We start from the raw sequence: 24,259 nt of genomic DNA on the forward strand, positions 1-24,259 counted from the left end.
ACCGCAACCTATAAGTGCGGTGGTCCAGTCGGAACACTGCCAAAAAAAACACCAAGGAGTCCATCCATGAAAGGTTCCCCGTCGTTGTTGTTGGCCGCCATGCTGAGTCTGCCGTTACTGGCTCAAGCTGCAGAACCCGCTCAGTGCAGCACCGTAAACTTCTCCGATGTCGGCTGGACTGACATTACCGTCACCACCGCCACCACCAGCGTCGTTCTCGATGCCCTGGGCTACAAGACCAAAACCACGATGATTTCCGTTCCGGTGACCTACAAGTCCCTGGCCGACGGCAAGAACATGGACGTGTTCCTGGGCAACTGGATGCCGACCATGGAAAACGACATCAAGGCTTACCGTGATGCCGGTACCGTGGAGACCCTGCGCGCCAACCTCGAGAACGCAAAATACACCCTCGCCGTGCCCGAAGAGTTGTATAACAAGGGTCTGAAAGATTTTGCCGACATCGCCAAGTTCAAGAAAGAACTCGACGGCAAGATCTACGGCATCGAACCGGGCAACGACGGCAACCGCCTGATTCAGAGCATGATCGACAAGAACGCCTTCGGCCTGAAAGACGCCGGCTTCAAGGTGGTCGAGTCCAGCGAGGCAGGCATGCTCTCGCAAGTCGATCGCGCCCAGCGCCGCAACACCGCCGTGGTGTTCCTGGGCTGGGAACCACACCCGATGAACACACGTTTCAAGATGAAGTACCTGACCGGCGGCGACGACTTCTTCGGCCCGAACTTCGGTCAGGCGACCATCTTCACCAACACCCGCAAGGGCTACGCGCAGGAATGCAGCAACGTCGGTCAGTTGCTGAAAAACCTGGTGTTCACCCTCGACATGGAAAGCACGCTGATGGGCAACGTCCTGGACGACAAAATGAAGCCTGACGCGGCCGCCAAGGCCTGGCTGAAAAAGAATCCACAGGTGCTCGATACCTGGCTCGCTGGCGTAACCACCATTGACGGTAAACCTGGCCTGGAAGCCGTGAAAGCCAAGCTCGCGCAGCCTTGATTTAGGAAGCATCGCTTACGCCGGGCGGGTTCGCTCGCCCGGGCTGTTTATTTCCTTGCATGCGGACGTTCACTACCATGCTGATTGATCAGAAAATACCTCTAGGCCAGTACATCGCGGGCTTCGTTGAATGGTTGACGCAACACGGCGCCAACACCTTCGACGCCATCGCCGTGTCACTGGAAACGATGATCCACGGCGTGACTTTCGCGCTGACCTGGTTCAACCCGCTGGCATTGATCGGCCTCATCGCACTACTGGCTCATTTCATTCAACGAAAGTGGGGGCTGACCGTTTTCGTCATTGCCTCCTTTCTGCTGATCCTCAACCTGGGGTACTGGCAGGAAACCATGGAAACCCTCGCCCAGGTGCTCTTCGCGACCCTGGTCTGCGTGGTCATCGGCGTACCGTTGGGTATCGTCGCCGCGCACAAACCGATGTTCTACACACTGATGCGGCCGGTGCTCGATCTGATGCAGACCGTACCGACGTTTGTGTACCTCATTCCTACCCTGACCCTCTTCGGGCTGGGCGTGGTCCCGGGTCTGATCTCCACGGTAGTGTTCGCGATTGCCGCGCCTATCCGCCTGACCTACCTGGGCATCCGTGATGTTCCCGCAGAACTGATGGACGCCGGCAAAGCCTTCGGCTGCTCGCGCCGCCAGTTACTCGCACGCATCGAACTGCCTTACGCCATGCCAAGCATCGCGGCCGGTATCACCCAGTGCATCATGCTGTCATTGTCGATGGTGGTGATTGCGGCTCTGGTGGGCGCCGACGGCTTGGGCAAACCTGTGGTCAACGCACTGAACACTGCTGATATCGCCCTGGGCTTCGAAGCCGGCCTGGCGATCGTACTGCTGGCGATCATGCTCGACCGTATCTGCAAACAACCCGACGCTAAAGCAGGGGGTGACGCATGAGCATTATTCGCTTCGAAGACGTCGACGTAATCTTCTCCAAAGATCCACGCGAGGCGCTCAAGCTCCTCGACCAAGGCATGACCCGCGACCAGATCCTGAAAAAAACCGGGCAGATCGTCGGCGTTGAAAAAGCCAGCCTGGACGTGGAAAAAGGCGAAATCTGCGTGCTGATGGGCCTGTCGGGCTCCGGCAAATCCAGCCTGCTGCGTTGCATCAACGGCCTCAACACCGTGAGCCGTGGCAAGTTGTTCGTCGAGCACGAAGGCAAGCAGATCGATATCGCTTCCTGTACCCCGGCAGAACTGAAAATGATGCGCACCAAGCGCATCGCGATGGTGTTCCAGAAATTCGCGCTGATGCCGTGGCTGACGGTGCGCGAGAACATCAGTTTCGGTCTGGAAATGCAGGGTCGCCCGGAGAAAGAACGCCGCAAACTGGTGGACGACAAGCTTGAGCTGGTGGGCCTGACCCAGTGGCGCAACAAGAAGCCTGACGAACTCTCCGGCGGTATGCAGCAACGCGTGGGCCTGGCCCGTGCGCTGGCGATGGATGCGGACATTCTGCTGATGGACGAACCGTTCTCAGCGCTCGACCCGCTGATCCGCCAAGGCCTGCAGGACGAATTGCTGGAACTGCAAAGCAAGCTGAGCAAAACCATTGTGTTCGTGAGCCACGACCTCGATGAAGCCCTGAAGCTCGGCAGCCGTATCGCAATCATGAAAGACGGCCGAATCATCCAGTACAGCGTGCCGGAAGAGATCGTGCTCAACCCGGCGGACGACTACGTGCGGACCTTCGTCGCGCACACTAACCCGCTGAACGTGCTGTGCGGTCGCAGCCTGATGCGCACCCTGGACAACTGCAAACGCATCAACGGTTCGGTGTGCCTCGATCCGGGCGGCGATTCATGGCTGGACCTGGCCGAAGGCAACACCATCAAAGGCGCCCGCCAGAACGGCGCGAGCCTGGATCTGCAGAACTGGATTCCAGGGCAAGCGGTTGAAGGCCTGGGTCGTCGGCCAACGCTGGTGGACTCGAACATCGGCATGCGCGATGCGCTGCAGATTCGTTATCAGACCGGCAACAAACTGGTGCTGCACGACAACAACAAAGTGGTCGGGATTCTGGGCGACAGCGAGCTGTATCACGCACTGCTCGGCAAGAACCTGGGTTAAGGCAACAGACACAAAAACGCCGCGAGAGGATCGCGGCGTTTTTGTTAGTGCAGATATTTGGCTTGGAATGCTGATAACTGTGGCGAGGGAGCTTGCTCCCGCTGGGTTGCGCAGCAACCCCAAAACCAGACACCACGGTCATTCAGAAAGACCGCGTTATCGTTAAATGCGACTGCTACGCAGTCGAGCGGGAGCAAGCTCCCTCGCCACAATGGATCTGCGGTGCAGCAACTTGCACCGCATGACCTCAAGTTTCAGCTATAGACACGGCCAAGGAGCTGCCGATGGCTTTCGAACTGATCGAGCACGTCACGGGTGATCTGATCCTGAGTGAAGCCCATCAAGTCGTAATCCTGGCTGCCGTTGTGCAAGTAAACCTCGGCGCGGTAATAGCGCGCACGCGGTTCGTCAGCGCTTTCGGCCGACACCGTTTCACTCGCCGCCGCCAGATAGCCATCCAGGCTCACTTCGTAGACAAAAGGGTTGCCCTCTTCCATCTCGATGCGCACACCCATGCAACGCTTGGACTTGCCCAGCAACGTTTGCACGTCCAGACCCTGGGCACGCAATTGCACGGCCGCATCTTCCAGCGCCGGGCTGACTTGCTTGTCCATGAAACGCTGAACGATCGACTGATTCGGTTGCAGGTCCAGCTGCGTCAAACGCTCGCTGAAACCACGGCGACCGCGTGCTGCGAGCTCCGCTTGCTCCTGTTCGATCTGCACGTCCTGGCGCATCGCCTTGTGCAGGCCAAACATGAAGAACACCAGCACCACCGAGAACGGCAGACCGGCCAACACCACCATGGTTTGCATCGCTTCGAAGTTACCGGCGAACAGCAGGCCGATGGTCACCAGGGTGATCACCGCCGACCAGAAGATCCGCAACCAGTGCGGCGCATCTTCATCGACGTTGCCGCCCTTGCAGGAAAGGTTGGCCATCATCACCGCGCCGGAATCCGCCGGGGTCAGGAACAGCACGAAACCGACGAAGATCGACACGCCGATCACAATCTTCGATGCCGGGTAATGCTCAAGCAATTGGTAGATCGCCATCGACGGCTGTTCGAGCGCCGTCTTTCCGAGCTCCACCGCCCCATGGTTCATCACCAGGTCCAGGGCCGAGTTACCGAAGATCGACAGCCACGCCAGGGTGAACCCCAACGGGATCAGCAGCACGCCGGCCACCAGTTCACGCACCGTGCGACCGCGGGAAATACGCGCGATGAACATGCCGACGAATGGGGCCCAGGAAATCCACCAGGCCCAGTAGAACAGGGTCCACAGGCCCAGCCAGCGGTCGGACTTCTCACTGTCGCCTTCGTAAACGTAGAGGTCGAAAGTCTTCAGGACCACGCCGTTCAGGTAGTCGCCGACGTTCTGCACGAAGCCGTTCAACAGGTGCAAGGTCGGGCCGAACAGCAGCACGAAAATCAGCAGACCGCTGAACAGTACGATGTTCAGGTTCGACAGACGGCGAATGCCGTTTTCCACACCCGACACAGCCGCGATGGTCGCCACGGTGCTCATCACGATGATCACGATCAGCAGGTTGGTGTTGCTGTGTTCCATGCCGAACAGGTTTTCAAGGCCCGACGACACTTGCAGCGAACCAATCCCCAGGTTCGTCACCAGCCCCAGCAGGGTCACGAACATGCCGAAACCATCCACCGCATGGCCGGCCGCGCCTTTGACCCAACGCTCGCCCACCAGCGGATACAACGCCGAACGCAACGCCAGCGGCTGGTTATGACGGTAGGCAAAGTACGCCACGGCCAGGCCGACCAAGGCGTAGATCGCCCAGCCATGCAGGCCCCAATGCAGGAATGTCAGCTGCACAGCCTGACGGGCGGCCATGTTGCTGGCAGCCACGCCTTCCGGCGGGTTGAAGTAATGGTCCAGCGGCTCGGAAGCACCGAAGTACAGCAGCGAAATGCCGATACCCGACGAGAACAGCATCCCCGCCCACGCGCCGTAGCTGAAGTCCGGGGTGTCATCCTTGCTGCCCAACTTGAGCTTGCCGTAGGACGAAAACGCCAGGCCGACGACAAATACCAGGTAGGCGGCGATCACCACCATGTAGTACCAGCCGAAGCTGCGGGACAACCAGGCCTGGGCGATGCCGAGCAATCTGCCGGCCTCTTGCGGGGCGATGATCAGAATGGCGGTCAACAACAGAATCAGCGCGGTAGAGGTGTAGAACACCCAACCGTTGACCGTCACCTTCTCGGGCGGGGTCTTTATTAGAGAGGCAGAACTCATGGCACAGATGCTCCAGGCAGTGCGAGAGAAGAACACAAGGCAACGCGGTACCCGACCAATCGGTTAGTTGGCAGCCGACCGACGGGTGATATAAAGACACCCCGAAAAAAGCCCGAAGCCCGGAACGCCAGTGCGTAGGGGTTTCGAGCCGTTTTGGATGTCGGTTTATCGTCATTTACACGTAGGAAAAATCTGTAAGCAGCGACGAATTGTCGCAGATCTTATTCTTTGTTGATTGAACGTTCAATCAAAACAAAATAGACTGGCCCTCAATCCGATAGACGTTTTACGTCCGCCGGAAGGCCTAAGGAGATGTGCAAGATGCCCAAGGTCGGTATGCAACCCATCCGCCGCCAGCAATTGATCGAAGCCACATTGCAGGCGGTTGATCAGGTCGGAATGGGGGACGCCAGCATTGCGCTGATCGCCCGTTTGGCCGGTGTCTCGAATGGCATCATCAGTCACTATTTTCAGGACAAGAACGGCCTGATTGCTGCCACGGCGCAGTACCTGATGAGTGTCCTGAGCGAGAACGTCACCGCGCGCCGTCAGGCGCTGGAGGACAGCAGCCCGCGGGCGCACCTCCAGGTGATCATCGAAGGCAACTTCGACGCCAGCCAGGTCAATGGCCCGGCAATGAAAACCTGGCTGGCCTTCTGGGCCACCAGCATGCACCACCCGTCTTTGCACAGGTTGCAGCGGATCAACGATCACCGCCTGTATTCCAACCTGTGCTGCCAGTTCCGCCGCGTATTGCCGCTCGATGACGCGCGCAGTGCAGCCCGGGGCCTGGCAGCCCTCATTGACGGTTTGTGGTTGCGCGGCGCGCTGTCGGGAGATGCTTTCGACACCGAGCAGGCGCACCGGATCGCTTACGAATACATGGACTTTCAACTGGCCAAGCAGGTGAGTTAGAGCACACATAAATCGCTCAACCCCTGAACTGCTGCTGATCGGTGTTGCCACAACCCTATGGCTTCACTCCAGTGGCCTACGCCAACCACTTATGCATTTGCGAGGACACTATGGCCCGTTTCGAACTGCAAAAACTTTACATCGATGGCGGTTACTCCGACGCCAGCAGCGACGCCACCTTCGAAGCCATCAACCCGGCTAACGGTGAAGTCCTCGCAACCGTACAGCGTGCGACCAAGGAAGACGTTGAGCGCGCGGTAGTCAGCGCCGAAAAGGGCCAGAAAATCTGGGCCGCAATGACCGCCATGGAGCGTTCGCGCATCCTGCGTCGTGCCGTTGACATCCTGCGCGAGCGCAACGATGAGCTGGCCGCCCTGGAAACCCTGGACACCGGCAAGTCGTTCTCCGAAACCAAGTATGTCGACATCGTCACCGGTGCCGACGTGCTGGAGTACTACGCAGGCCTGGTGCCCGCCATCGAAGGCGAGCAGATCCCGCTGCGTACCACGTCGTTCGTCTACACCCGTCGCGAGCCGCTGGGCGTCGTGGCCGGTATCGGCGCGTGGAACTACCCGATCCAGATCGCCCTGTGGAAATCCGCGCCAGCCCTGGCGGCCGGTAACGCGATGATCTTCAAGCCAAGCGAAGTCACTTCCCTGACCACGCTGAAACTGGCCGAGATCTACACCGAGGCAGGCCTGCCAGCCGGCGTGTTCAACGTGTTGACCGGCAGCGGCCGTGAAGTCGGCACCTGGTTGACCGAGCACCCACGCATCGAAAAAATCTCCTTCACCGGCGGCACCGACACCGGCAAGAAGGTCATGGCCAGCGCTTCCGCTTCGTCGCTGAAAGACGTGACCATGGAACTGGGCGGCAAATCCCCGCTGATCATCTTCGACGACGCCGACCTCGATCGCGCCGCCGACACCGCGATGATGGCCAACTTCTACAGCTCCGGTCAGGTCTGCACCAACGGCACTCGCGTGTTCGTGCCGACTCAGCTGAAAGCCGCTTTCGAAGCCAAGATCGCTGAGCGCGTTGCGCGCATCCGCATCGGCAACCCGGAAGACGAGAACACCAACTTCGGCCCGCTGGTCAGCTTCGCCCACATGGAAAGCGTGCTGGGTTACATCGCCAAAGGTAAGGAAGAAGGTGCTCGCGTGCTGTGCGGCGGCAATCGTCTGACCGAAGGCGAATTCGCCAAAGGCGCGTTCGTGGCCCCGACCGTGTTCACCGACTGCACCGACGAGATGACCATCGTTCGCGAAGAAATCTTCGGCCCGGTGATGGCGATCCTGACCTACGACACCGAAGAAGAAGTGATCCGTCGTGCCAACGACACCGACTTCGGCCTGGCCGCCGGCATCGTCACCAAGGACCTGAACCGCGCTCACCGCGTGATTCATCAACTGGAAGCCGGTATCTGCTGGATCAACGCCTGGGGCGAGTCCGACGCGAAGATGCCGGTCGGCGGCTACAAGCAGTCCGGTGTTGGTCGTGAAAACGGGATCAGCTCTCTCAATAACTTCACGCGCATCAAGTCCGTGCAGGTCGAACTGGGTGAGTACGTTTCGGTATTTTGATTAGCTGATCCAGCGGCAAGCTTCAAGCTGCAAGTAAAAGCAGTTTGGTTTGCCGCTCCATCTCAACACCGCTCGCTGCTCTCTTGCAGCTTGAAGCTTGAAGCTTGAAACTCCCGGAGGGCCTATGTCCCAAGAATTCGATTACATCATCATCGGTGCCGGCTCGGCCGGTAACACCCTGGCGACCCGTCTGACTGAAGACGAAGGCGTCACCGTCCTGCTGCTCGAAGCAGGCGGCCCGGACTACCGTCTGGACTTCCGCACGCAAATGCCGGCCGCCCTGGCGTTCCCGCTGCAAGGCCGTCGCTACAACTGGGCCTACGAAACCGATCCAGAGCCACACATGGACGGTCGCAAGATGGAATGCGGTCGCGGCAAGGGCCTCGGCGGTTCCTCGCTGATCAACGGCATGTGCTACATCCGCGGCAACGCGATGGACTACGACAACTGGGCCAAGCTTCCAGGTCTTGAAGACTGGGACTACCTGAACTGCCTGCCGTACTTCCGCAAGGCTGAAACCCGCGACATCGGCCCGAACGACTACCACGGTGGCGACGGTCCGGTCAGCGTGACCACGCCGAAAGCCGGCAACAACCCGCTGTTCCACGCGATGGTTGAAGCAGGCGTACAGGCCGGTTACCCGCGCACCGAAGATCTCAACGGTTACCAGCAAGAAGGCTTCGGCCCGATGGACCGCACCGTGACGCCGAACGGCCGCCGCGCCAGCACCGCTCGCGGTTACCTGGACATCGCCAAGAAGCGTTCGACCCTGACCATCGTCACCCACGCCCTGACCGACAAGATCCTGTTCGAAGGCAAGCGTGCCGTTGGCGTGCGTTACCTGATCGGTGCCGCTGAAGAGCGCGTTGAAGCCCGTGCCCGCAAAGAAGTGCTGCTGTGCTCCGGCGCCATCGCGTCGCCGCAGATTCTGCAACGCTCCGGCGTCGGCCCGGCTGAACTGCTGAACAAGCTCGACATCCCTGTGGTCCATGACCTGCCCGGCGTCGGCGAAAACCTGCAGGATCACCTCGAGTTGTACCTGCAATACGCCTGCACCCAACCGGTCTCGCTGTACCCGTCGCTGCTCTGGTACAACCAGCCGGCCATCGGTGCCGAATGGCTGTTCAACGGCACCGGCATCGGCGCCAGCAACCAGTTCGAAGCGGGCGGTTTCATCCGTACCCGCGAAGAATTCGATTGGCCGAACATCCAGTACCACTTCCTGCCGGTCGCGATTAACTACAACGGCAGCAACGGTGTGAAAGAGCACGGTTTCCAGGCGCACATGGGTTCCATGCGTTCGCCGAGTCGTGGTCGCATCCAGGCCAAGTCCAAGGATCCGCGCGAGTACCCGAGCATCCTGTTCAACTACATGGCCACCGAGCAGGACTGGCAGGAATTCCGCGACGGCATTCGCCTGACCCGTGAAATCATGCAACAGCCCGCACTGGACGCTTTCCGTGGTCGCGAAATCAGCCCGGGCATCGACGTGCAAACCGATGAGCAGCTCGACAAGTTCATCCGCGAACACGCCGAAACCGCGTTCCATCCTTCCTGCTCGTGCAAGATGGGCACCGACGAGATGGCCGTGGTCGATGGCGAAGGTCGAGTGCATGGTCTGCAAGCCCTGCGTGTGGTCGATGCCTCGATCATGCCGATCATCACCACCGGCAACCTGAACGCACCAACGATCATGATCGCCGAGAAAATCGCCGACAAGATCCGTGGTCGCCAGCCGTTGCCGCGCAGCAAGGCCGATTACTACGTGGCCGGCGATGCGCCGGTGCGTGGCAAGCCGTTGCGGGAAGTGAGCCTTACCGCTCAGTAAGACTTAATACCGAGGTGCGCCCTTCGCGGGCAAATCGAGTCGTCGCACCGCTCGCTCCTACAAGGGAACGCGATTACTTGTAGGAGCGAGGCTTGCCCGCGAAGGCGCCCGACCAAGCAACACATCTCTAACTGACACATACCGGTAATCCCTTCCTACACCGCTCCACCCTTGATCCTACCCCCCGCCCAGGCCTAATCTAGCGCCACGCAAACGTTTCACCCCCCCTTCGCAACACCGCTGCACCGCCACTCCAGACCAAGGAGGTTCCCGAATGTTCGATTTCCACCCCCAGCTCAAGCAGCGCTTCGCTGCCTTGCGCACGGGCGCTGAATTCTTTTCGCTGCGTTATGTACGCGAGTCCGGCCAGTACCTGTCGGTGCGCAAGAATGTCGCCGAACCTCCGAGCCTGAGCCGTGACGAAGGCGCGATGCTGACCGTGCGTGTCAACGGCGTCGAAGCCTACGCCGCGACCAACGACCTGTCGCAACAAGGCCTGCAAGCCGCACTGGAGAAGGCCGAGCAACAAGCGCGCCGACTCAAGCCCCACGCCCTGCTCGACCTGAGCGCACAGGTGGTCTCCAGCGACCGCGCCGACTACTTTTCGCCGAACCTCGACCAGCCCTTCCCTTCCCTGAGCGATTGCTACCAACTGCTCGGCGCCGAATCCGCATCCGTACCCAAGGACGAGCGACTGGTGAACTGGGAAGTGAGCATCGGCATCACCCATGTCGAACAGATCTACCTCAGCAACGCCGGTGCCGAACTGCGCCAGGCCCAGCGGTTCGTCTACCCGAGCCTGGAAGTCACGGCCTACGACGGCAACGACAGCCAGACCCGAACCCTGGGCCGCGAGAACTTCGGTCAACAGGGCGGTTTTGATGTGATCAGCCGCTGCGGCCTGGTCGGTGCCGGTCCGAAAATCGCCGATCAGTCGCTGCAATTGCTGCTGGCGCCTAACACCCCGAAAGGCCCGCGTGACCTGCTGCTGATGCCGGACCAGATGATGCTGCAAATCCACGAATCGATTGGCCACCCATTGGAACTGGACCGCATCCTCGGTGACGAGCGCAATTACGCCGGCACCAGTTTCGTCAAGGCAGAAGACTTCGGCAGCCTGCAGTACGGCTCGAAACTGCTGAACGTGACCTTCGACCCGGAGATTCCCGAACAGCTCGCCAGCTATGGCCATGACGACGACGGCACTGCTGCCAGCAAACAATTCCTGATTAAAGAAGGCTTGCTGCTGCGCCCATTGGGCGGCGCGCTGTCGCAGTTTCGCGCGGGCATGGATGGCGTGGCCAACAGCCGCGCCTGCAGCTGGAACCGTCCGCCGATCGATCGCATGGCCAACCTGAACATCGAGGCCGGCGATCAACCGCTGGAGCAAATGATCGGCAACATCGAGCACGGCATCTTGATGAGCACCAACCGGTCCTGGTCCATCGACGATGCCCGCAACAAATTCCAGTTCGGCTGTGAATGGGGCCAACTGATCGAAAACGGCGAACTCAAAGGCGTGGTCAAGAACCCGAACTACCGGGCGATTTCCGCGCAGTTCTGGAAAAACCTCAGCGCCGTTGGCGATGCCAACTCCGTCAAGGTCCTGGGCACGCCGAACTGCGGCAAGGGCGAACCGAACCAGGTGATCCGCGTCGGCCATGCCTCGCCGGCCTGTGTGTTCAGCAACGTTGATGTGTTTGGGGGGGATGCCTGATGAGTACTTCAAAAAGTCAGGCCGATGCGTTCAAGGCCTTGGTCAATTGGCTGCGTGATGCGATTCGCGAGCCGGAACAGTTCACTCTAAGTTACGCCGCCGAATCCTCGGCCTTCGTGCGCTTCAACCACGCCAAGGTGCGTCAGGCCGGCCAGGTGCAGCAGGCGAGCGTCGGTTTCAAGCTGATCAACGAGGGTCGGCATGCTGACCTCAACATCACGCTGGCCGGCGATCAGGAAGTCGACCTTCAGCGCCTGGCCGAAGGTCTGCAACAGTTGCGCGAAACCTTGCCGCTGCTGCCGCAGGATCCCTACCTGCTGCTCAACCACAACGGTTGGCAGAGCAAGAACGTGCAGGAGCATCCGCTGCCGGACACCGAGCAGGTCGTGGCCGAAATCACCCAGGCCGCCGAGGGGCTGGATCTGGTCGGCTTCTACGCCGCCGGCCCGATCAGTCGTGGTTTCGCCAGTTCTTCGGGGGCGCTTGGCTGGCATCAGGCCAACAGCTTCAACTTTGATTTCAGTCTGGTCCATGAAAACGGCCAAGCGGTGAAAGCCAGTTACGCCGGGCACGACTGGAACAGCGAGGGTTTTGCCAAGCGCTTTGCGCAGGCGCGTGAGCAGTTGGCATTCCTCGGCAGACCGCAACGCACCCTGGCGCCCGGTCAGTACCGCGCCTATCTGGCACCGGCAGCCCTGGGAGAAATAATGGACATGCTGGGCTGGGGCGGTTTCTCGGCACAGTCGATTGCCACCAAAAGCAGCCCGTTGCAGAAGCTGTATGCGGGCGACAGTGCGTTCAGCCCGTTGGTGTCGGTTGATGAAAAGGTCAGCGGTTCGTTGAGCCCGGCGTTCTCGGGCGAAGGTTATCCGCGCAGCGATCTTGGCTTGATCGTCGAAGGCAAGGCGGGCGCGCAGATGGTCAGTTCACGCAGTGCCGCCGAATACGGCCTGACCGCCAATGGCGCCAGCGGCGGTGAAATGCCGAGTGCTGTGAACATGGCCGCCGGTACGCTGCCCGATGCAGAGATTCTCAAGCAACTGGGCACCGGTCTGTACATCAGCAACCTCTGGTACCTGAACTACTCGGACCAACCGGCGGCACGCCTGACCGGCATGACGCGATTCGCGACGTTCTGGGTCGAGAACGGCGAGATTCAGGCGCCGGTGAGCACCATGCGCTTTGATGACAGTGCTTACAGTCTGCTTGGTTCCCAACTGGAAGCGTTGACCGAGGAGCGTGAGCTTATGTTGTCGGCCAGCACCTACAGCCAGCGGGCCACAGCCTCGGCGTTGTTGCCGGGGGCGCTGATCAGCAAGCTGACCTTGACCCTCTGACACCGATCGTGCCCACGCTCTGCGTGGGAATGCCTCAATGGACGCTCCGCGTCCGCTTCGGCAGGGACGCGGACCGTCCCGGGCTGCATTCCCACGCGGAGCGTGGGAACGATCATTAACTCCGACTCACACGAGGTCCCATGCCCAACCGCCCGCCTCTCGACGCTGTCACCGCCCGCTGGGTGCCGTGGGTCGTCGCCATCGCCTTCTTCATGCAGTCCCTCGACGGGACCATCCTCAACACCGCCCTGCCTGCCATGGCCCGGGATCTGGCCGAAGATCCGCTGCGCATGCAGGGCGTGATCATTGCCTACATGCTCACCGTCGCGCTGCTGATTCCTGCCTCAGGCTGGATCGCCGACCGCTTCGGCACCAAGAAAATCTTCTTCGGCGCAATCCTGCTGTTCAGCCTCGGCTCATTGCTCTGCGCCTTGTCGAGCACCCTGAGCATGCTGATCGGTGCCCGAGTGATACAAGGCCTGGGCGGTGCGTTGATGCTGCCGGTCGGGCGGCTGGTGGTGCTGCGCGCCTATCCGCGCTCGGAGCTGGTGCGGATCATGGGCTTCATCACCATTCCCGGCCTGCTCGGCCCGTTGATCGGCCCGACCATGGGCGGCTGGATGGTCGAATACCTGACCTGGCACTGGATCTTCCTGATCAACCTGCCGGTGGGCGCCATCGGCTGCTACGCCGTGTGGAAGTTCATTCCCGACCTGCGCGGCACTGAACGCACGCGCTTCGACAGCCTGGGCTTTTTGCTGTTCGGCGCGGCGATGATTCTGATCACCATCGCCATGGAAGGCCTCGGTGAACTGCACCTGCCGCACTTGCGGGTGATGTTGCTGCTGTTCGGCGGCATGGCGTGTCTGGCGGCGTATTGGCTGCGCGCCGGGCACATCGATAATCCGCTGTTCGCGCCGTCGCTGTTCAAGACCCGGACGTTTGCCGTGGGCATCCTCGGCAACCTGTTCGCCCGCCTGGGCAGCGGCGCCCTGCCGTTCCTCGTGCCGTTGTTGCTGCAAGTGGCGCTGGGTTATTCGCCGTCACAAGCCGGGATGAGCATGTTGCCGCTGGCCGCTGCGGCGATGGTCGCCAAATCGGTGGCGCGTCCGCTGATTGAGCGCCTGGGCTATCGCATCGTGCTCACCGGCAACACCCTGGCGCTGGGGCTGATGCTGGCGAGCATGGGCCTGGTCAGCGAGCAGACGCCGTACTGGCTGCTGCTGGGGATGCTGGCGATTCTCGGCGCGATCAACTCCTTGCAGTTCACCGCCATGAACACCGTGACCCTGATCGACCTCGACGACGCCAGCGCCAGCAGCGGCAACAGCCTGCTGTCGGTGGTCGCGCAATTGTCCCTGAGCCTTGGCGTTGCCTGTGCCGGCGCGTTGCTCGGCGGCTTTACCGCAGAGATCGGTAACGATGGCGTGGACACGGTGCTGGGTGCGTTCCAGCTGACGTTTGTGACGGTCGGAATCATGGCGATGCTGGCCGCGACGATCTTCTCCCAGCTCTCAAAGGAAGACGGACGGCGCGTCAGAAGCCCGGAAGAACACATAGAGCCTTAGTTTCCAGACGATAAGTGCCTGCGCTCGGCGACTTCTCGTCTGGAAACTACGGGCGAATGGCCATGGGACTGATACACTGCGCGACATTTTGTTTTGCAGGCCAGTCCCGTGACCACCATTGCCACCGCTTTTAATACTTTGCCGCTATCCGCCGCCATGCTGGCTAACCTCGACTCTTTGGGTTATGCCGAGATGACGCCGATCCAGGCGCAAAGCTTGCCGGTGATCCTCAAGGGGATGGACCTGATCGCCCAGGCCAAGACCGGTAGCGGCAAGACCGCCGCCTTCGGTGTCGGCCTGCTGAACCCGATCAATCCGCGCTTCTTCGGTTGCCAGGCGCTGGTCATCTGCCCGACTCGCGAGTTGGCCGACCAGGTCGCCAAGGAAATCCGTCGCCTGGCCCGCGCCGAAGACAACATCAAGGTCCTGACCCTGTGCGGCGGCGTGGCTTTCGGCCCACAGATCGGCTCGCTGGAGCACGGTGCGCACATCATCGTCGGCACTCCTGGTCGGATTCAGCAGCACCTGCGCAAGGGTTCGCTGATTCTCCATGGCCTGAACACGCTGATCCTCGATGAAGCCGACCGCATGCTCGACATGGGTTTCTACGATTCCATCGAAGAAATCATCGCCCAGAGCCCTGAACGTCGCCAGACCCTGCTGTTCTCCGCCACCTATCCGACGGGCATCAAGCAATTGGCGGCGAAATTCATGCGTAACCCGCAGATCGTGAAGGCCGAAGCGTTCCACGACGACACGCAGATTGAGCAGCGTTTCTACGAAATCTCCCCGGAAGAGCGCATGGACGCGGTGGTCAAAGTCCTCGCGCATCACCGTCCGGCGTCCTGCGTCGCCTTCTGCTTCACCAAGCAGCAGGTTCAGGAAACCGTCGATCACCTGACCTCCAAAGGCATTTCCGCCGTCGGCCTGCACGGCGATCTGGAACAGCGTGACCGTGACCAGGTGCTGGCCATGTTCGCCAACCGCAGTACTTCGGTACTGGTCGCCACCGACGTTGCCGCTCGTGGCCTGGACATCGATGCGCTGGACATGGTGATCAACGTCGAGCTGGCCCGTGACTCGGAAATCCACATTCACCGTGTCGGCCGTACCGGTCGTGCTGGCGAGAAAGGCATTGCGATCAGCCTGGTCGCGCCGTCCGAAGCGCACCGCGCCCAGGCCATCGAGCTCCTGCAGAAGTCGCCGTTGAGCTGGGATCAGCTGGACAACCTCAAATCCCAGGGCGGCGCACCGCTGCTGCCAGTGATGAGCACGCTGGTCATCGGCGCAGGCCGTAAAGACAAAGTGCGTCCGGGCGACATTCTGGGTGCACTGACGGGCGATGCCGGTATTCCGGGCGCTCAGGTCGGCAAGATCGCGATTTTCGACTTCCAGGCATATGTGGCTGTTGAACGCGGGATCGCCAAGCAAGCCTTGCAGCGTCTGAACGACGGCAAGATCAAAGGCCGTTCGTTGCGCGTTCGTATCCTCTAAGAACGCCGCAACTCCCCCCCTGCCTGATCGTTCCCACGCTCCGCGTGGGAATGCATCCCGTGACGCTCCGCGTCACAGAGCGGACGCAGAGCGTCCATGGCGGCATTCCCACGCAGAGCGTGGGAACGATCAATATAAGCTCCTGTGTGAGGACACCGTTTTGCGCTCTACCGAAGTCGTGATCATTGGCGCTGGCGCCGCAGGGTTGATGTGTGCGCTGACCGCCGCCGGGCGTGGGCGCAAGGTGATGTTGCTCGACCATGCGAACAAGGCCGGCAAGAAAATCCTGATGTCGGGCGGTGGCCGCTGCAATTTCACCAACATGTACACCGAACCGGGCAATTTCCTCTCGCAAAACGAACACTTCTGCAAATCCGCATTGGCGCGCTACACCCAGTGGGATTTCATCGGTATGGTCGCCAAGCACGGCGTGCCGTATCACGAGAAGAAACTCGGCCAACTGTTCTGCGATAACAAATCCAGCGACATCCTTGAGATGCTGCTCACCGAATGCGATCAGGTCGGCGTCAGCCTGCACCTGGACACCTCGATCCAGACCATCGAGAAGCTCGAAAGCGGTTACTTGCTGGACACGACGCTCGGTCAACTGACCTGTGAATCCCTGGTCATCGCCACGGGTGGTCTGTCGATTCCGACCCTGGGCGCCACCGGTTTCGGTTATCAGGTCGCCAAGCAGTTCGGTCACGAACTGCTTCCGACCCGTGCCGGCCTGGTGCCGTTCACCATCACCGATCAGCTCAAGGAACTGTGCACCGAGCTGTCCGGCACATCGGTGGATTGCCTGGTGAGCTGCAACGACCAGAGCTTTCGCGAGAACATCCTGTTCACCCATCGCGGCCTCAGTGGCCCGGCGATTTTGCAGATTTCCTCGTTCTGGGAATCCGGCGACACGGTCGAGATCAACTTGATGCCGGACCACGACGTGCCGAGCTGGCTGCAACAGCAGCAAGCCGAACGCCCGAACAGCGAACTGAAAACCCTTCTCGGTGAAATCTTCACCAAGAAGATGGCCAACTTGCTGGCGGACAACTGGTTCGTCTCCAAACCGATGAAGCAATACACCCACGCGGAAATCGCCGACATCGCCGAAAAACTGGCGAGCTGGAAAGTGGTTCCTGCCGGCACCGAGGGCTATCGCACTGCGGAAGTGACTTTGGGCGGTGTCGACACTCATGAAGTGTCATCCAAGACCATGGAATCGCTGAAAAGCCCTGGCCTGTATTTCATCGGTGAAGTGCTCGACGTCACCGGACACCTGGGCGGCTTCAACTTCCAATGGGCCTGGGCCTCGGGTTATGCCGCTGCGCAGTACGTCTGATATACCGCGTCATCGTTCTTCGCGGGCAAGTCGGATCGCGAAGGCGTCCGAACAGACAACACTGAACAATCAAGGAACAGATTTTGCTGTCAGATGTGATCGGCGCCATTGCGTCGGCGTCATTACTGGCTCAATTTAGCGGCATTGCCTCGGAAGGCCTTCGCACTTCATGTCATCGACCTCATTTCGTCAGTCGCTGCGCCGTCTCTGGGCGCTGGATAAATTCAGCTACAGCGTGCGGGTGTTCATCGCCCTGACCGGCAGCATGGCCGTCTGTTGGTATCAGGATGAAATGGGGCTGCTGATCCCGTTGTTCCTGGGGATCATCGCCAGCGCCCTGGCCGAGACCGACGACAGTTGGCAGGGCCGCCTCAACGCGCTGGCCGTGACGCTGGTGTGCTTCAGCGTCGCCGCCCTCTCCGTCGAATTGCTGTTCCCCTACCCCATCGTTTTTGTCATCGCCCTGGCCCTCGCCAGTTTCGGCCTGACCATGCTCGGCGCCCTCGGCGAACGCTATGGCGCGATTGCCTCGGCGACGTTGATTCTATCGGTCTACACCATGATCGGCGTGGATCAGCGCGGCGGCGCGGTCACCGATTTCTGGCACGAACCGGTGCTGCTGGTGGCCGGCGCCGCTTGGTACGGCTTGCTCTCGGTGCTGTGGCAGGCGATGTTTTCCAACCAGCCGGCGCAGCAGAGCCTGGCTCGGTTGTTCCGTGAACTGGGTTTTTACTTGAAGCTGAAATCGTCGCTGTTCGAGCCGATTCGGCAGATGGACGTGGAAGCACGCCGACTGGAACTGGCGCAGCAAAACGGTCGAGTTGTCGCGGCACTCAACGCTGCCAAGGAAATTATCCTGCACCGGGTCGGCAATGGACGACCGGGTTCGAAAGTCAGCCGCTACCTCAAGCTGTACTTCCTCGCTCAGGACATCCACGAGCGCGCCAGTTCTTCGCACTACCCTTACAACGCGCTGGCCGAGGCGTTCTTTCACAGCGACGTGCTGTTCCGTTGCCAGCGTCTGCTACGCCAGCAAGGCAAAGCCTGCCGGGCGCTGGCGGAATCGATCCAGATGCGCCAGCCGTTCATCTATGACGCCAGCTTCGCCGAAGCGTTGAGCGACCTGCACGCCTCCATCGAACACCTGCGCATCCAGAGCAACCCGGCCTGGCGCGGTCTGTTGCGCTCTTTGCGGGCATTGGCCGCCAACCTCGGCACCCTCGACCGTTTGCTCAGCGATGCCAGCAACCCCGACGCCCTGGCCGACGCCACCGACAGCAGCCTGCTCGACCGCTCGCCGCGCAACCTCAAGGATGTATGGATTCGCTTGCGCACGCAGCTGACGCCGACCTCGCTGCTGTTCCGCCATGCACTGCGCCTGCCCCTGGCCTTGAGCATCGGCTACGGCATGGTGCACTTGATTCACCCCTCGCAAGGTTACTGGATCATCCTCACCACGCTGTTTGTCTGCCAGCCAAACTACGGCGCCACTCGACGCAAACTGGGCCAACGGATCATCGGCACCGCGATTGGCCTGACGGTGGCCTGGGCGCTGTTCGATCTGTTCCCCAATCCGCTGGTCCAGTCGTGCTTCGCGATCGCAGCCGGAGTGGTGTTCTTTATCAACCGCACCACGCGCTACACGTTGGCAACCGCCGCGATTACGTTGATGGTGCTGTTCTGCTTCAATCAGGTCGGTGATGGTTACGGGCTGTTCCTGCCGCGGCTGTTCGACACCTTGCTCGGCAGCTTGATCGCCGGGCTCGCGGTGTTCCTGTTCCTGCCGGACTGGCAGGGCCGACGCCTGAACAAAGTGCTGGCCAATACCCTGACCTGCAACAGCATTTACCTGCGCCAGATCATGCAGCAATACGCCGCCGGCAAAAGCGACGACCTGGCCTATCGCCTGGCCCGACGCAATGCGCACAACGCTGATGCGGCATTGTCGACGACACTGGCCAACATGCTCATGGAGCCAGGGCATTTCCGTAAGGAAGCGGATGTCGGGTTTCGCTTCCTGGTGCTGTCGCACACGTTGCTCAGCTACTTGTCGGGATTGGGTGCGCACCGTGAAACCCAGTTACCGGCGGATGTTCGCGAGCATTTGATCGACGGCGCGGGCGTGAGCCTGGCGGCCAGCATCGACGAGATCGCCCAAGGGTTGGCGAGCAAACAGCCAATTGCGATTCAGAGCGATGCCGAAGAGGCGCTGGCCAATGAGTTGGAGCAAATGCCGGACGAGATCGATGAAGGGCAGCGGCTGGTACAGACGCAGTTGGCGTTGATCTGCCGGCAGTTGGGGCCGTTGCGGACGTTGGCGGCGCATCTGATCAAGGACACCAGTGAAGCCTGAGATCTGTAGTGACAGGCCGGGGCCCATCGCGAGCAGGCTCGCTCCCACAGATTCGGTGCAAATCCTGTGGGAGCGAGCCTGCTCGCAATAGGGCCATCAGCCACACCGAAGCTTACATCCCATGCTGCTTCATCAACCGCTCATAACTGCCATCAGCCTTCATCTCCGCAATCTCGCGATCGAAACCGGCGACGATCTGTTCATGCTGCGGATTTTTCAGGCTGACCAATATGTGCAAGCTGTTCTCGCTCAATGCCTTGGGCAGGAACTCCACGGCATTGCGCACCTTGGATGATTCCCGAGCCAGGTAATAACGGGCGACGTATTCGTCTTCCAGCGTCAACTTGACCCGGTCTGCCGCGACCATGCGCACGGCCATGGCGAAGTTATGCACGGGGACTTTCTGCAACGACACGTCCTCATCGAATTCCGGTGAATAGGCATAACCGCGCACCACTGCAATCGGGTAAGTGTGCAATTGCTGCAAGTTGTTGTATTCGATGGGCGCGTCTTTGCGCTTGAGAAAACGCACGCGGTTGAGCAGGTATTCGCCGGAAAATTGGCCCAGCTTGGTGCGCTCGTCGGTGTACCAGGCGTTGACCAGCACGTCGTAACGGCCTTCACCGACGCCGAGCAACGCTCGCGCCCAGGGCACCTGCTCGAAATCACTGGCGTAACCGGCCCGTGCCAGCGCAGTGCTGACAATGTCAGTGGCCAAGCCACCGTTGACCAGCGTGGCGTCGGTAAACGGTGGCCAGGCGTCGGCGACCAGACGCAGCTTCTCCGCTGCCGCGCTCTGTGTCAGCAACAGCAGAACGATCAAAGCAAACGCTCGATGCAATCGCGGCATGCTAGAAAATCCTTAGCGGGCGGGCTGCCCGACGCATTTTTCTGCCAAAACTCCAAGACACATGTATCAGCACCCAAGTACTCAACATTAGCTCATTGAAGCCACTGCACTGCGCTCAATCGCAGATTACACAAAGAAGACAGTGCCGCGAGAAATGAATGATGGCATTTTGGCCTTCGTCACAGATTGCTCCGTCATAAAGACATATCTCGCCGGGACGCTTAGTATCCGAAGGACGTTGCTCAAGGAAAGTGAAGATGACAATCGATTGGGTCTGCAAACACCACAGCGATCTGGGGAAAGAGCAGCTGTACGCCATTCTCCAGTTGCGCGCAGAAGTGTTCGTCGTCGAACAGAAATGCGCTTATCAGGATGTCGATGGCCAGGATCTGGAAGGGGACACCTGCCATTTGATGGCGTGGGATGGGGATCGGCTGGTGGCCTATCTGCGCTTGCTCGACCCGGAAACGCAGGGCGGCGACGTGGTGATCGGGCGGGTGATTATCGCGCCTGGCGCCCGTGGCACCGGGCTGGGGCACGAGTTGATGGCCCAGGCGTTGAAGCAGGCCGCGAAACGCTGGCCTGAGGTGCCGATCTATCTTTCGGCCCAAGCGCATTTGCAGGGGTATTACGGGCGGTACGGGTTTGTGGTGTCGGGTGAGGAGTTTCTGGAGGATGACATTCCGCATATCGGGATGCGTCGCCCCTGAGGGGCTCTTCGCGGGCAAGCCTCGCTCCTGCAGGGATTTCACCGCACCTGCAGGAGCGAGGCTTGCCCGCGAAGGCGTCATTGGCAACGCCACAAATCACGGGTATTCCAGCACCGCTTTAATCTGCCGCAGATTCCGCTCGATCCACCCCCGATCAATCGCCCCCCACTCGCGAATCCGATAGCGCCCCGCATGGTTGCGCGCGCCCTCTTCCTGCTCGAACTCGCAAATGATGTCCAGGTCCGCCAATGCGGCAATTGTGTCCTGCGCCGTGCGCCGGGGCATGCCGGTTGCTTCGGTCAGCGCCGGGACGCTGCTGGCCAACCCGCTGTCGATCAGGTAGGCCACGTACAACCGGCGATAAAAGCTGCTCTTGGTCTTGCTTACATCCATTCAAACACTCCCTTTACTGCATATCCCGCCACGTCAGGTACACCCGCAGATCAAATTCCACCTGGTGATACCCCGGCAACATGTGTTCGCAGAGCTTGTAGAACGCCTTGTTGTGATCCGACTCTTTAAAGTGCGCCAGCTCATGCACGACGATCATTTTCAGAAACTCGGAGGGTGCTTCCTTGAACAACGAGGCCACCCGGATTTCCTTCTTGGACTTGAGCTTGCCGCCCTGCACCCGCGAGATTGTCGTGTGCAGGCCAAGGGCGCGATGGGTCAGGTCGAGGCGGTTGTCGAACAGCACCTTGTCGATGGCCGGCGCGTTGCGCAGGTATTCCTGCTTGAGGTCCAGCGCGAAGGTGTACAGCGCCTTGTCGCTCTGCACCGCGTGTTTTTCCGGGTAGCGCTTGCTCAGGTAGTCGCCCAGCCGACCTTCGGTGATCAGCTGGCGCACCTGGTCCTGCAACGCAGCGGGATAGGCCTGGAGGTATTTCAACGCGGTCATCAGGGTCGGCAACACGAATCACGAAAAGGTCGCCAGTGTAGCGAATTCAGCGGATCAGCGCGCTCCAGTCAAACGGCGTCACAAAGTCGCCGGCATCCTCGGCCATCATCGGCCGCCCCACCAGAAAACCTTGCACGTACTGGCAGCCGTTGGCTTGCAGCCATTCATATTGCGCGATGGTTTCCACCCCTTCGGCAATCACCAGCATCCCGTATTGCTTGCACAGGTCGATCACATTGCGCACCAGCGCCGCATCCCGTTCTGACGCCGGCAATCGGGCGATCAAATGCCGGTCAAACTTGAGCGTGTCCAGTTCCAGATCGCGCAGATGCGCCAGCGAGCACGGTCCGGAGCCGAAGTCATCCAGCGCCACCCGCACTCCAAGATTGCGCAGCAAGCGCAGGGTCTTGCGGGTTTCTTCGGGGTTTTGCATCAACGCTTCTTCCGTCACTTCGACTTCCAGATAACGCGGCTGCAAGCCGTGACGCTCCAGCACCTGGCGCAATTCAGTGACCAGGTTGGGCATGCCGAACTGGGTGCTGCTCAAACTGACGCCCAGCACCAGGTCTTCGGCAAACAAGGTTTCCCACGCTTTGCGCTGGCCGGCCCCGCGATGGTAAATCCAGCTGCCCAGACGACTGATCAGCCGCGCCTCTTCCAGCAACGGCAAAAACAGCCCCGGCGGCACGTCACCGACGCTCGGGTGCTGCCAACGCAGCAGCGCTTCGAAACCACGAATCTGCCCGCTGTCTATCGCCACCTGCGGCTGATACACGAGGTTGAAATCACGGTTCTCAATGGCGGTGCGCACGCTATCTTCGAGCATCAGCCGCGAGCGCGCCCGGCCATTCATGTCGTGATCGTAGAAACGGTATTGCTGACGGCCGGCCCGTTTGGCTTCGTACATGGCAATGTCCGACGCACGCAGCAAGCCGTCGAGGTTCGAACCGCAATCCGGGTACGTGGCGATGCCGATGCTGGCGCCCAAGGCGATATCCAGACCATCAATCTGCTGACAGATCGACACCCGCTCAATGAGCTTCTCGGCGATCTTCGCCGCTTGCTCCGGGAACTCCAGATCCAGCAGCGCCGTGAACTCATCGCCGCCCATGCGCGCCAGAATGTCAAAGGGCCGCAGACAGGCTTTCAATTGCTCGGACACCCAGCGCAGCACCCGGTCGCCGGCATCGTGTCCGAGGGAATCGTTGACGCGCTTGAAGCCGTCGAGATCCAGGTACAGCAGTACCCAGGCGCTGTCGGACCGTTCACCGCGCAACAGCAGATTCTCCACCGTCTGGTAGAAACCGCGACGATTGAGCAGCCCGGTCAGCGGATCCGTCACCGCCTGGAATTCCAGTTGCTGATGCAGATGGCGCACCACCGACATATCCAGCACCGTCACCACCATCGCATGTTGTTCGCTAGGCAATGGCGCACAAGACAGCGCCACCGGCACTTGCTGGCCGGGCGCCGTTCGCAGCAACGCGTCGTGCAGGCGCAGGGTTTCGCCGCGCCGGTAACCGGTATAAAAGTCAGAGTCCGCCCAGACCGGGATGTGCGGCTTTTGCAGGAAATCCAGAAACTCTTTGCCTTGCAGGTCTTGCACCGTGGCATTGAGCAACCGGGACATCGCCGGGTTGGCAAAGCGGATCACACCGTCCTCACCCACCACCAGGATGCCTTCGGCGGCGTTGTCCAGCACCGAGGCATTAAACGCGCGAGCGACCTCCAGATCGTGGCTCAGGCGCTGCAAGGCACGGCGATTGCGTTGATGCTCGAGCAACGCCTGAACTTTGGGCTTGAGAATTTGCGGGTCGAACGGCTTGAACAGGTAATCCACCGCACCACTGGCATAGCCCTTGATCACGGCGTCCTGGGACTGTTCGTTAGCGGTCAGGAAAATAATCGGTGTGAGACGGGTTCGCTGACTGCCGCGCATCAGGCGCGCCACTTCAAAACCATCCATGCCCGGCATCTGCACATCCAGCAGCACCAGGTCGACATCGTGTTCGAGCAGCAGACTGAGCGCTTCGAAACCGGAAGCTGCGGTAATGACCTGCCAATCCTGGCGCTGGAGCAACGCGCGCAAGCTGATCAGGTTTTCAGGGTAATCATCGACGATTAAAAGGATCGAGCTGCCTTCAGCTGGCGTGGGGTGCGCGCATTCCATGCTGCTTCTCTTATTTCGGGGCGTCAGGCCAGTCTCTCGTGAAAACCGGCCAAATACTGAGCCTTCACTCTAGACCGGGATCCGCAAAAGCAGAAGCTGCCAGTGCGCCATCATTTAACCA

Annotated in this window: 18 protein-coding genes; 13 read left to right on the forward strand and 5 right to left on the reverse strand. The window is 60.4% G+C overall.

All coding sequences use genetic code 11. The annotated features are described in order from the left end of the window. Nucleotides 1-66: 66 nt before the first annotated feature. The 3 genes from FBY01_RS03890 (at nt 67) to choV (ending at nt 3,115) form a co-directional block, all read left to right on the forward strand. Complete coding sequence (locus FBY01_RS03890) at nt 67-1,017, forward strand: choline ABC transporter substrate-binding protein (RefSeq protein ID WP_010466989.1); 951 nt, start codon at nt 67-69, stop codon at nt 1,015-1,017. A 77-nt stretch (nt 1,018-1,094) separates the two neighbouring features. Beyond that, nucleotides 1,095-1,940, forward strand: coding sequence for a choline ABC transporter permease subunit (gene choW, locus FBY01_RS03895; protein WP_010466987.1), 846 nt, complete (start codon nt 1,095-1,097; stop codon nt 1,938-1,940). Further along, nucleotides 1,937-3,115, forward strand: coding sequence for a choline ABC transporter ATP-binding protein (gene choV / locus FBY01_RS03900; protein ID WP_010466986.1), 1,179 nt, complete (start codon nt 1,937-1,939; stop codon nt 3,113-3,115). Before choW ends, choV begins: the two co-directional genes overlap by 4 nt. 254 nt (nt 3,116-3,369) lie before the next feature. Here choV and FBY01_RS03905 read toward each other — a convergent pair whose 3' ends face one another. Next, on the reverse strand, nt 3,370-5,319 hold the full coding sequence (locus FBY01_RS03905) for a BCCT family transporter (protein ID WP_224795543.1): 1,950 nt from the start codon (nt 5,317-5,319) through the stop codon (nt 3,370-3,372). A 378-nt stretch (nt 5,320-5,697) separates the two neighbouring features. Between FBY01_RS03905 and betI the strand changes: the two genes are divergently transcribed. The 9 genes from betI (at nt 5,698) to yccS (ending at nt 19,510) form a co-directional block, all read left to right on the forward strand. Further along, complete coding sequence (betI, locus tag FBY01_RS03910; RefSeq protein WP_010466984.1) at nt 5,698-6,291, forward strand: transcriptional regulator BetI; 594 nt, start codon at nt 5,698-5,700, stop codon at nt 6,289-6,291. Between the two features lie 110 nt (nt 6,292-6,401). Then, nucleotides 6,402-7,874: a betaine-aldehyde dehydrogenase gene (gene betB / locus FBY01_RS03915; RefSeq protein WP_145306773.1), complete on the forward strand. Its 1,473-nt coding sequence runs from the start codon at nt 6,402-6,404 to the stop codon at nt 7,872-7,874. Nucleotides 7,875-7,998: 124 nt separating this feature from the next. Beyond that, the gene (gene betA, locus FBY01_RS03920) at nt 7,999-9,702 is read left to right on the forward strand and encodes a choline dehydrogenase (protein ID WP_077747261.1); all 1,704 of its coding nucleotides are present in this window, start codon (nt 7,999-8,001) and stop codon (nt 9,700-9,702) included. 274 nt (nt 9,703-9,976) lie between these two features. Further along, nucleotides 9,977-11,419 carry a TldD/PmbA family protein gene (locus FBY01_RS03925; protein WP_145306771.1) on the forward strand — a complete coding sequence of 481 codons (1,443 nt, stop codon included), beginning with the start codon at nt 9,977-9,979 and terminating at the stop codon, nt 11,417-11,419. Then, on the forward strand, nt 11,419-12,756 hold the full coding sequence (locus FBY01_RS03930; RefSeq protein WP_102593728.1) for a TldD/PmbA family protein: 1,338 nt from the start codon (nt 11,419-11,421) through the stop codon (nt 12,754-12,756). Before FBY01_RS03925 ends, FBY01_RS03930 begins: the two co-directional genes overlap by 1 nt. Nucleotides 12,757-12,896: 140 nt before the next feature. Next, entirely contained in the window at nt 12,897-14,324 is a 1,428-nt protein-coding gene (gene mdtD, locus FBY01_RS03935; RefSeq protein ID WP_010466979.1) for a multidrug transporter subunit MdtD, read from the forward strand. A 156-nt stretch (nt 14,325-14,480) separates the two neighbouring features. Next, nucleotides 14,481-15,818, forward strand: coding sequence for an ATP-dependent RNA helicase DbpA (gene dbpA, locus FBY01_RS03940; RefSeq protein ID WP_229801809.1), 1,338 nt, complete (start codon nt 14,481-14,483; stop codon nt 15,816-15,818). A gap of 160 nt (nt 15,819-15,978) precedes the next feature. After that, nucleotides 15,979-17,157, forward strand: a complete 1,179-nt coding sequence (locus tag FBY01_RS03945) for an NAD(P)/FAD-dependent oxidoreductase (RefSeq protein WP_010466977.1) — start codon at nt 15,979-15,981, stop codon at nt 17,155-17,157. A 169-nt stretch (nt 17,158-17,326) separates the two neighbouring features. Beyond that, the gene (gene yccS / locus FBY01_RS03950; protein ID WP_145306769.1) at nt 17,327-19,510 is read left to right on the forward strand and encodes a YccS family putative transporter; all 2,184 of its coding nucleotides are present in this window, start codon (nt 17,327-17,329) and stop codon (nt 19,508-19,510) included. Between the two features lie 112 nt (nt 19,511-19,622). Here the strand turns inward: yccS and FBY01_RS03955 are convergent, their stop codons facing one another. Further along, nucleotides 19,623-20,360, reverse strand: coding sequence for an ABC transporter substrate-binding protein (locus FBY01_RS03955; protein WP_010466971.1), 738 nt, complete (start codon nt 20,358-20,360; stop codon nt 19,623-19,625). Between the two features lie 257 nt (nt 20,361-20,617). Between FBY01_RS03955 and FBY01_RS03960 the strand changes: the two genes are divergently transcribed. Continuing rightward, the gene (locus tag FBY01_RS03960; protein WP_010466969.1) at nt 20,618-21,070 is read left to right on the forward strand and encodes a GNAT family N-acetyltransferase; all 453 of its coding nucleotides are present in this window, start codon (nt 20,618-20,620) and stop codon (nt 21,068-21,070) included. Nucleotides 21,071-21,166: 96 nt separating this feature from the next. Here the strand turns inward: FBY01_RS03960 and FBY01_RS03970 are convergent, their stop codons facing one another. Genes FBY01_RS03970 through FBY01_RS03980 form a run of 3 tightly spaced genes read right to left on the reverse strand, consistent with a single transcriptional unit; the run spans nt 21,167 to nt 24,138 of the window. Further along, complete coding sequence (locus FBY01_RS03970) at nt 21,167-21,463, reverse strand: helix-turn-helix domain-containing protein (protein ID WP_010466964.1); 297 nt, start codon at nt 21,461-21,463, stop codon at nt 21,167-21,169. Nucleotides 21,464-21,476: 13 nt separating this feature from the next. After that, complete coding sequence (locus FBY01_RS03975) at nt 21,477-21,968, reverse strand: M48 family metallopeptidase (protein WP_010466956.1); 492 nt, start codon at nt 21,966-21,968, stop codon at nt 21,477-21,479. A gap of 46 nt (nt 21,969-22,014) precedes the next feature. Continuing rightward, nucleotides 22,015-24,138 (reverse strand): bifunctional diguanylate cyclase/phosphodiesterase, encoded by a 2,124-nt coding sequence (locus tag FBY01_RS03980; protein WP_077747257.1) that lies wholly within the window; start codon nt 24,136-24,138, stop codon nt 22,015-22,017. Nucleotides 24,139-24,259 lie beyond the last annotated feature (121 nt).

It is taken from the genome of Pseudomonas sp. SJZ077, assembly GCF_007993905.1.
Taxonomy (GTDB): Bacteria; Pseudomonadota; Gammaproteobacteria; order Pseudomonadales; family Pseudomonadaceae; genus Aquipseudomonas; species Aquipseudomonas mandelii.

What these genes read in the sequence shown, in the direction of transcription:
- FBY01_RS03975 (WP_010466956.1), bottom strand. Translation starts at nt 21,968, where the DNA reads ATGACCGCGTTGAAATACCTCCAGGCCTATCCCGCTGCGTTGCAGGAC.
- yccS (WP_145306769.1), top strand. Translation starts at nt 17,327, where the DNA reads ATGTCATCGACCTCATTTCGTCAGTCGCTGCGCCGTCTCTGGGCGCTG.
- FBY01_RS03960 (WP_010466969.1), top strand. Translation starts at nt 20,618, where the DNA reads ATGACAATCGATTGGGTCTGCAAACACCACAGCGATCTGGGGAAAGAG.
- FBY01_RS03890 (WP_010466989.1), top strand. Translation starts at nt 67, where the DNA reads ATGAAAGGTTCCCCGTCGTTGTTGTTGGCCGCCATGCTGAGTCTGCCG.
- choV (WP_010466986.1), top strand. Translation starts at nt 1,937, where the DNA reads ATGAGCATTATTCGCTTCGAAGACGTCGACGTAATCTTCTCCAAAGAT.
- mdtD (WP_010466979.1), top strand. Translation starts at nt 12,897, where the DNA reads ATGCCCAACCGCCCGCCTCTCGACGCTGTCACCGCCCGCTGGGTGCCG.
- betI (WP_010466984.1), top strand. Translation starts at nt 5,698, where the DNA reads ATGCCCAAGGTCGGTATGCAACCCATCCGCCGCCAGCAATTGATCGAA.
- choW (WP_010466987.1), top strand. Translation starts at nt 1,095, where the DNA reads ATGCTGATTGATCAGAAAATACCTCTAGGCCAGTACATCGCGGGCTTC.
- FBY01_RS03925 (WP_145306771.1), top strand. Translation starts at nt 9,977, where the DNA reads ATGTTCGATTTCCACCCCCAGCTCAAGCAGCGCTTCGCTGCCTTGCGC.
- FBY01_RS03930 (WP_102593728.1), top strand. Translation starts at nt 11,419, where the DNA reads ATGAGTACTTCAAAAAGTCAGGCCGATGCGTTCAAGGCCTTGGTCAAT.
- FBY01_RS03980 (WP_077747257.1), bottom strand. Translation starts at nt 24,138, where the DNA reads ATGGAATGCGCGCACCCCACGCCAGCTGAAGGCAGCTCGATCCTTTTA.
- betB (WP_145306773.1), top strand. Translation starts at nt 6,402, where the DNA reads ATGGCCCGTTTCGAACTGCAAAAACTTTACATCGATGGCGGTTACTCC.
- FBY01_RS03955 (WP_010466971.1), bottom strand. Translation starts at nt 20,360, where the DNA reads ATGCCGCGATTGCATCGAGCGTTTGCTTTGATCGTTCTGCTGTTGCTG.
- FBY01_RS03970 (WP_010466964.1), bottom strand. Translation starts at nt 21,463, where the DNA reads ATGGATGTAAGCAAGACCAAGAGCAGCTTTTATCGCCGGTTGTACGTG.
- betA (WP_077747261.1), top strand. Translation starts at nt 7,999, where the DNA reads ATGTCCCAAGAATTCGATTACATCATCATCGGTGCCGGCTCGGCCGGT.
- dbpA (WP_229801809.1), top strand. Translation starts at nt 14,481, where the DNA reads ATGCTGGCTAACCTCGACTCTTTGGGTTATGCCGAGATGACGCCGATC.